Origin of the sequence: Kitasatospora sp. NPDC058063 (assembly GCF_042885395.1) — a bacterium.
Classification (GTDB): Bacteria; Actinomycetota; Actinomycetes; order Streptomycetales; family Streptomycetaceae; genus Kitasatospora; species Kitasatospora lactacystinica.
In genome coordinates this window covers 1-6416 of the sequence record NZ_JBHVSD010000061.1, presented here as the reverse complement: position 1 = coordinate 6416, position 6416 = coordinate 1, and the positions used below count along the sequence as shown (strand labels likewise).

The 6416-nt window shown below is 74.2% G+C and carries 8 protein-coding genes; 3 read left to right on the top strand and 5 right to left on the bottom strand.

Translation table 11 applies throughout. The features are described from left to right. A partial coding sequence (locus ACFVUY_RS43075) for an amidohydrolase family protein (RefSeq protein WP_387737344.1) occupies window positions 1–159 on the top strand: 159 nt, incomplete at its 5' end. Window positions 160–250: 91 nt separating this feature from the next. Here the strand turns inward: ACFVUY_RS43075 and ACFVUY_RS43070 are convergent. The 4 genes from ACFVUY_RS43070 to ACFVUY_RS43055 are packed head-to-tail and all read right to left on the bottom strand — an operon-like array spanning window position 251 to window position 3811. After that, window positions 251–1099 (bottom strand): ketose-bisphosphate aldolase, encoded by an 849-nt coding sequence (locus ACFVUY_RS43070; protein WP_387737343.1) that lies wholly within the window; start codon window positions 1097–1099, stop codon window positions 251–253. Continuing rightward, entirely contained in the window at window positions 1090–2031 is a 942-nt protein-coding gene (locus ACFVUY_RS43065) for a 1-phosphofructokinase family hexose kinase (RefSeq protein WP_387737342.1), read from the bottom strand. The genes ACFVUY_RS43070 and ACFVUY_RS43065 overlap by 10 nt, the downstream gene beginning before the upstream one ends. Beyond that, window positions 2028–2942, bottom strand: a complete 915-nt coding sequence (locus tag ACFVUY_RS43060) for an ROK family protein (RefSeq protein WP_387695981.1) — start codon at window positions 2940–2942, stop codon at window positions 2028–2030. Before ACFVUY_RS43060 ends, ACFVUY_RS43065 begins: the two co-directional genes overlap by 4 nt. Next, a complete protein-coding gene (locus tag ACFVUY_RS43055; protein ID WP_387737341.1) occupies window positions 2939–3811 on the bottom strand; it encodes an SIS domain-containing protein in 873 nt (290 codons plus the stop codon). The genes ACFVUY_RS43060 and ACFVUY_RS43055 overlap by 4 nt, the downstream gene beginning before the upstream one ends. A gap of 213 nt (window positions 3812–4024) precedes the next feature. Here ACFVUY_RS43055 and ACFVUY_RS43050 point away from each other — a divergent pair, with 213 nt between their 5' ends. Beyond that, window positions 4025–4810 carry a DeoR/GlpR family DNA-binding transcription regulator gene (locus ACFVUY_RS43050; protein ID WP_387695983.1) on the top strand — a complete coding sequence of 262 codons (786 nt, stop codon included), beginning with the start codon at window positions 4025–4027 and terminating at the stop codon, window positions 4808–4810. Window positions 4811–5259: 449 nt separating this feature from the next. Here the strand turns inward: ACFVUY_RS43050 and ACFVUY_RS43045 are convergent, their stop codons facing one another. Then, window positions 5260–5706, bottom strand: coding sequence for a DUF1772 domain-containing protein (locus ACFVUY_RS43045; protein ID WP_387737340.1), 447 nt, complete (start codon window positions 5704–5706; stop codon window positions 5260–5262). Window positions 5707–5795: 89 nt separating this feature from the next. Here ACFVUY_RS43045 and ACFVUY_RS43040 point away from each other — a divergent pair, with 89 nt between their 5' ends. Next, window positions 5796–6374 carry a TetR/AcrR family transcriptional regulator gene (locus tag ACFVUY_RS43040; RefSeq protein WP_387695986.1) on the top strand — a complete coding sequence of 193 codons (579 nt, stop codon included), beginning with the start codon at window positions 5796–5798 and terminating at the stop codon, window positions 6372–6374. The last annotated feature ends 42 nt before the right edge of the window (window positions 6375–6416 follow it).

Genomic DNA, 6416 nt, shown 5'->3' with positions numbered 1-6416 from the left:
CGGCTGCTCGGCCTGAGCGACTCGATCGGCTCGCTGGAGACCGGCAAGCTCGCCGACCTGGTCGTGGTCGACTCCGAGAGCTACGACCTGGTCGCCGTGATGCGCCGCGGCCGCTGGGTGCTCGGCGGCGAGACCTTCCCCACCGTCGGACCCGCCTGAGCGACGACGACGGCCGCCCGTCCCCCTCGGGGGCGGGCGGCCGTCGCCGTGTCGTGGTGACCCCGGCCGGACAGCGGGCGGCGGTGGCGGCTCAGGCCGCCGCTGGTGCCGCCTTGAGGACGCCGAGCAGGCGGGTGACCTCGGCGGCGACGGCCGCGCGGGCCGGCCCGAGGTAGCGGCGAGTGTCGACCAGCCGGGCGTCGTCGGCCAGGGCCCGGCGGACCGCGGTGCTGAACACCTGGTTGAGGTGGGTGGCGATATTGACCTTGGTCATACCGGCTTCCACGGCGGCGGTGAGGTCCCCGTCCGCCACACCCGAGGAGCCGTGCAGGACCAGCGGGACCGGCACCGCCCGGCGCAACCGTCCGATGAGCTCGAAGTCGAGCGCCGCGTCGCGGGTGAGCATCGCGTGCGAGGTGCCGACGGCCACCGCGAGCGCGTCCACGCCGGCGGCGGCGACGAACGCCGCGGCCTCGGCCGGATCGGTGCGCACACCCGGGGCGTGGACGCCGTCCTTGCCGCCGACCTCGCCGAGTTCGGCCTCCACCCAGACGCCCGCGGCGTGGCACCGCCGCACCACCTCGGCGGTGGCCCGCACGTTCTCCTCGTACGGCAGCACCGAGGCGTCGAACATCACCGAGGTGAAGCCCAACTCCACGGCCCGGTGGACGAGTTCCACGGAGGTGGCGTGGTCCAGGTGGACCGCGACCGGCACCCGCGCGGCCCGGGCGACGGCCAGGGTGGCGGCGCCGATCGGGTCGAGGGCGCCGTGGTAGCGCACGGCGTTCTCGCTGATCTGCAGGATCACCGGCGCACCGGCGGCCTCGGCCCCGGCGACGATCGCCTGGGCGTGTTCCAGCTGGATGACGTTGAACGCGCCGACGCCGCACGCGGCTTCGGCAGCGGCGGCGGCGATCGCGCCGGTTCCGCTCAGGGGCATGGGTCGGACTCCTCGGTTGCGAAGGGGTGGACGTCCACGCGGGACCGCAGGGCCTGGTGGAGGGCGGGGTCGAAGTCGCCGGCCAGCGGTGCGGCGACGGCGGCCGCGGACAGTGCCACGGCCTCGGCCAGCCGGTCGGGCCAGGGCGTTCCGCCGACCAGGCCGAGGGTGAGCGCGGCGACGGCGGCATCGCCGGCGCCGGTGGGGTTGCCGGCCAGCCGCTCGGGCGAGCGGGCGCGCCAACCGCCCTGCGCGGTGACGGCGACGAGGCCGTCGGCGCCGAGCGAGGCGACCACCGCACCGGCGCCCGCGGCCCGCAGCCCGCGGGCGGCGGCCACCGGATCGGTCAGGCCGGTGGCGGCGGCGAGCTCGTCCGCGTTCGGCTTGATCAGGGCCGGTCCGGCCGCCAGCGCCGTGCTGAGCGCCGCCCCGTCGGCGTCGAGCACCGCCGGGACGCCGTGTGCGTGGGCGAGCCGGAGCAGGTGGGCGTAGGCGTCCTCGGGCACGCCGCGCGGCAGGCTGCCGGAGAGGACCGCCGCCGCGGCCTGCGGCAGCAGGGTGTCGAGGTGGTCGAGGAACCGCGCCCATTCCTCGGCGCTCACCACCGGGCCGGGTTCGAGCAGGATCGTGGTGTCCCCGAGGTCCTCCTCGACCACGGCCACCGTCCGCCGGGACTCGCCCGCGATCGCCAGCATGCGGTCGGCCAGGCCGGCGGACGCCAGTTCGGCACGGATCGCCATGCCGGTGAGGCCGCCGGTCAGGCCGGTGACCACGGTCGGGTGGCCGAGGGTGTGCAGGATCCTGGCGACGTTGACGCCCTTGCCGCCCGCGCGCTGGGCCACCGCCCGGACCCGGTTGCTGCCGTGCGGGCGCATCCGGTCCAGGTGGTGGGTGATGTCCAGGGCGGCGTTCAGGGTGACGGTGAGGATCACGCCGCCGCTCCCTCGCCCAGAAGGTCCCGGGCGAGCAGTCCGGCACCGAAACAGCCCGCCTCGTGGCCGAGTTCGGCGGGTACGAGCTCCGGCATCGTCTGGAAGGAGAGCCGCGCCGTCACAGCCGCCCGCAGTGGCGCGAAGTACGGCTCGCCCGCCCGGGCGAGGCCGCCGCCGATCACGATCCGCTCGGGGTCGAGCAGCGTGATCGCGCTCGCCAGGCCGTCGGCGAGCGCGTCGACGGCCTCCTGCCAGACGGTGGCGGCCGCGCGGTCCCCGGTCGCGGCGCGCTCGCCGACCTGCTCGGCGGTGACGCCCGCCTCCCCGGTGGCGGCGGTGTAGCGGCGGGCGACGGCGGCCGCCGAGGCCAGGGTCTCCACGCAACCGCGACGGCCGCAGGCGCACGGCTCGCCGCCGGGACGCACCACCAGGTGGCCCAGCTCGCCGGCGCGGGTGTGGCTGCCGGTGAGCGGCCGCCCGTCGACCATCAGCGCGGCGGCGATTCCGGTGCCGACGGGGACGAAGAGGAAGTTGCGGCTGCCGCGGCCGGCGCCGGCCCTGGCCTCGGCGACGCCTCCGGCCCTCACGTCGTGCCCGAACGCGACCGGGATGCCCAGGTGTTCGGACAGCCAGTGCCGGACGGGCAGGTCCCGCCAGCCGAGGTTGGCGGCCAGCACCGCGGTGCCGGCCGCCTCGTCGACGATGCCGGGCACGGCGATCCCCGCGGCGGCCGGGCGGAAGCGCCCGGCGAGTTCGGCGGCGCAGTCGAGGACGGTTTCGAGGACGGCCTCCGGTCCGCGTTCGGCGCGGGTGAACCAGCGCTCGGTGTGGCAGAGGCGGCCGTCCGCGGCCACCGCCGCGCCCTTGATGTAGGTTCCGCCGACGTCGAGGGCGATCGCCGTCGCGGTCACGGCCGGGTGAGCACGATGGAGCGGGTGAGGTTGCGCGGCTGGTCGGGGTCCAGGCCGCGGCCCTTGGCCAGTTCGACGGCGAGCCGCTGGGCGCGGATCAGGTCGGCCATCGGGTCCAGCGCGCTCACCGACAGTGCGGCGCCGGTCGGCTCGACCTGGTCGACCAGTCCGGTCGGCGGCTCGCCGAAGAACCACACCACGCTGTTGCGGCCGGTGACGCTGATCGGGCCGTGCCGGTACTCCATGGCCGGGTAGGACTCGGTCCACGACCCGGAGGCCTCGCGCAGCTTGAGGGCCGCCTCGTGGGCCAGGCCGACCGTCCAGCCGGTCCCGAGGAAGGTGAACTGGCTCGCCTCGGTGGCCCGTTCGGGCAGCGGGGCGGCCAGCGCCTGCTCGGCGTGGGCGGCCAGGTCGGCGGGGGCGAGGCCGAGGTGGCCGCGCAGCAGCGCCAGCGCGGTGGTGGCGAAGCGGGTCTGCACCACCGACTTCTCGTCGGCGAACTCCAGGTCGACCACGGTGCCGGCGGCCGTGCCGATCGGGGTGGCGAGGTCGCCGGTGAGTGCGACGGTCGGCGTCCCGCCGCAGCGCTCCAGCGCGGCGAGCACCTCGGTCGTGGTTCCCGAGCGGGTGATGGCGACGACGCGGTCGTAGCCACGGGCCGCCGGGAACTCGGAGGCCGCGAAGGCGTCGGTCTCACCGAGGCCGGCGCCCTCGCGAAGGCCCGCGTACGCCTGCGCGATGTAGAGCGAGGTGCCGCAGCCGATCACGGCCACCCGCTCGCCGCGCTCGGGCAGCCCCGCGGGCTCCAGTTCCAGTGCCTTGCGCCAGCACTCCGGCTGACTGGCGATCTCCCGCTCGACGTGACTCATCTGGCTCTCCTCGCTGGGGGCACGGGTGGTGCTCGGGGATCGGTCCGCACCGAGCACTGCTTCATACTGCAAGCATCTGCTTGAAACTGCTCTATTCATAGCTCAACGCGTCATCTTTGAGCAATACTGCTTCATCGAGAGGATCGCGGCACCCGGTCGGTGATGGCCGGCGGATAGGCTCGTGACCAGGGACGACCGAGTCGAGGAGAGAAGATGAGCCCGGATGAGCGATGGTCGCGGCTGCTGGAGATCCTTGGTGATCGGGGCCGGATCGACGTCATGACGGCGGCCGAGCTGTTGGGCGTCTCCGCTGCCACCGTGCGCCGGGACATGGACGAGCTCGCCCGCCAGCAGCTGCTGACCCGCACCCGCGGCGGCGCGGTGCTGAGCGAAGTCGCGTACGACCTGCCCCTCCGCTACAAGACCGCGCGCCAGGCCGGCGAGAAGCAGCGCATCGCGAAGGCCGCCGCCGGGCTCGTCCCGCCCGGCGCGGTGGTCGGGCTCAACGGCGGCACCACCACCTCCGAGGTGGCCCGCGAGTTCGCCACCCGTACCGATCTGGCCGGGCACGGCAATCAGACGGCGCTGACCGTGGTCACCAACGCGATCAACATCGCCAACGAGCTGGCGGTGCGCCCGTACGTGAAGACCGTGGTCACCGGCGGCGTGGCCCGACCCCAGTCCTACGAGCTGACCGGACCGTTGGCGACCATGATGCTGCAGGCGATCTCACTGGACTACGCGATCCTCGGCGTCAACGCCGTCGACCCGCAGTTCGGCGCCGCCACCCACGACGAGGGCGAGGCGAGCGCCAACCGGGCCATGGCCGAGCGGGCGGAGCGGGTCATCGTGGTGGCCGACTCCACCAAGCTCGGCAAGCGCGCGTTCGCGCAGGTCTGCGACACCGGCACGATCGACGCACTCGTCACCGACGCCGACGCCCCGGAGGAACTGGTGGAGCGGTTCACCGCCCGCGGGGTGGACGTCCACTGCGTGTAGCAGCCGCTGTGCGGCACCCCTCCACGGGCCGGAGTCGGCGGTGCGGGCGGGCTCCGGGGAACCCGCCCGCACGAGTTTGATGATGACGGTCCATCAGTTCGAAGTCGGGGTGCTGAACGGTGCCGCTCTGACCCGGTCGGTCCGGATCGCGTCGTGTTGAGGAATCTCGCCGTTCCCGTCGGCATCGCCTCCGATGGGCGGGACACCCGGGCGGCCGAGCGGTCGCGGACGCCGCCCGGGAGGTGTCGCCCGGTCGGGGGACGGCCTTGGTCCGCCCGTGTCCTCGAAGGGGCGGTGGCCGGTGGCGCCGAGCGCGTCGTCCCCCACCCGTACTGCGCGGAAGCGCGCAGTACGGGTGGGGGAGGGGCGCACGTACCCGGCTTCGGGCAAGTCGCCGCCGCCGATGGAGCGGAGGGGCGCGTGCCGTCTGCGCGGTGTCGCCCGCGGGCTCAGGTGAGGGCGGTGACCAGCAGGGTGAAGGCGGCGACGATGACGGCGACGCGGACGTAGTGGAAGCGGTCCCAGCGGCGCATCTGCTGCTTCCAGTCGGCGGGCCGGTTCTCGGGGGTCCACGTCTTGCCCCGGTTGTTGATCGGGACGAGCAGCAGGACCGACATGATCACGCTGACGATCAGCAGCGCGCCGGCGACGACGACCAGGCCGGCGCCGGGGCGGTGCCAACCGGCGACGGCCCAGACGGCGCTCAGGACGAGTGAGCCGATGTACCAGAACGGCATCAGGGCGCCGAGCATCCGGCCCCCGTGGGCGCGGCCGAGTTGACCGCTGTCCTCGGGGAGGGCGTCGAGGATCCGGTTGATGACGAAGGCGACGGAGAACTCCACCCCCACCATCAGGCCGACGACCACGGTGGTGAAGACCTCAAGTGCGTTGAGCATGGTGACCCCCTGGGATCTAGCGTTGCTAGCTGATGAGGCAACGCTAGACCTGTCGCCGCTCGATTGTCTAGCAGTGCTAGGATCGGATCATGTCGCTACAGGAACGCAAGCAGCGCGAACGGGCGGACCGCGAGCGCCTCATCGTGGCCACGGCCCGCGAACTCGCCGAGCAGCAGGGCTGGGACGCGGTCACCACCCGCCGGCTCGCCGAGCGCATCGAATACAGCCAGCCCGTCCTCTACAGCCATTTCCGCGGCAAGCGCGAGATCATCGGCGCGGTCGCCCTCGAGGGCGCCGCCGAGATGGCCGTGGCACTGCGGGCCGCGAGCTCCGCCGCGGACGGGCCCCGCGCCCGGGTCACCGCGCTCGCCCGCGCCTACCTCGACTTCGCCGAACGCAACCCGGCGGTCTACGACGCCATGTTCCAGCTCGACGGCGGCCTGGCGTTCGCGCGCGAGGACACCCCGGAGCCGCTGAAGGACGCCTTCGCCGCTCTGCTGGAAAGCCTCGGCGAGGTCGCCGGGGACGGCGTCCACCCGGCGCTGTTCACCGAGGTGTTCTGGGCGGCCCTGCACGGGCTGGCCACCCTGACCCGGGCGGGACGGCTGCCGCCGCCGGACACCGGGCGCAGGGTGGAACTGCTGGTGGACCGGCTCGCCGTGCTCTGACACACGGGACGGGGCCGGCCGGACGGGCCGATGGGCCCGTCC

Coding starts and splice junctions, on each gene's coding strand:
- ACFVUY_RS43070 (WP_387737343.1), bottom strand. CDS start 1,099: ATGCCCCTGAGCGGAACCGGCGCGATCGCCGCCGCCGCTGCCGAAGCC.
- ACFVUY_RS43045 (WP_387737340.1), bottom strand. CDS start 5,706: ATGCTCAACGCACTTGAGGTCTTCACCACCGTGGTCGTCGGCCTGATG.
- ACFVUY_RS43040 (WP_387695986.1), top strand. CDS start 5,796: ATGTCGCTACAGGAACGCAAGCAGCGCGAACGGGCGGACCGCGAGCGC.
- ACFVUY_RS43055 (WP_387737341.1), bottom strand. CDS start 3,811: ATGAGTCACGTCGAGCGGGAGATCGCCAGTCAGCCGGAGTGCTGGCGC.
- ACFVUY_RS43050 (WP_387695983.1), top strand. CDS start 4,025: ATGAGCCCGGATGAGCGATGGTCGCGGCTGCTGGAGATCCTTGGTGAT.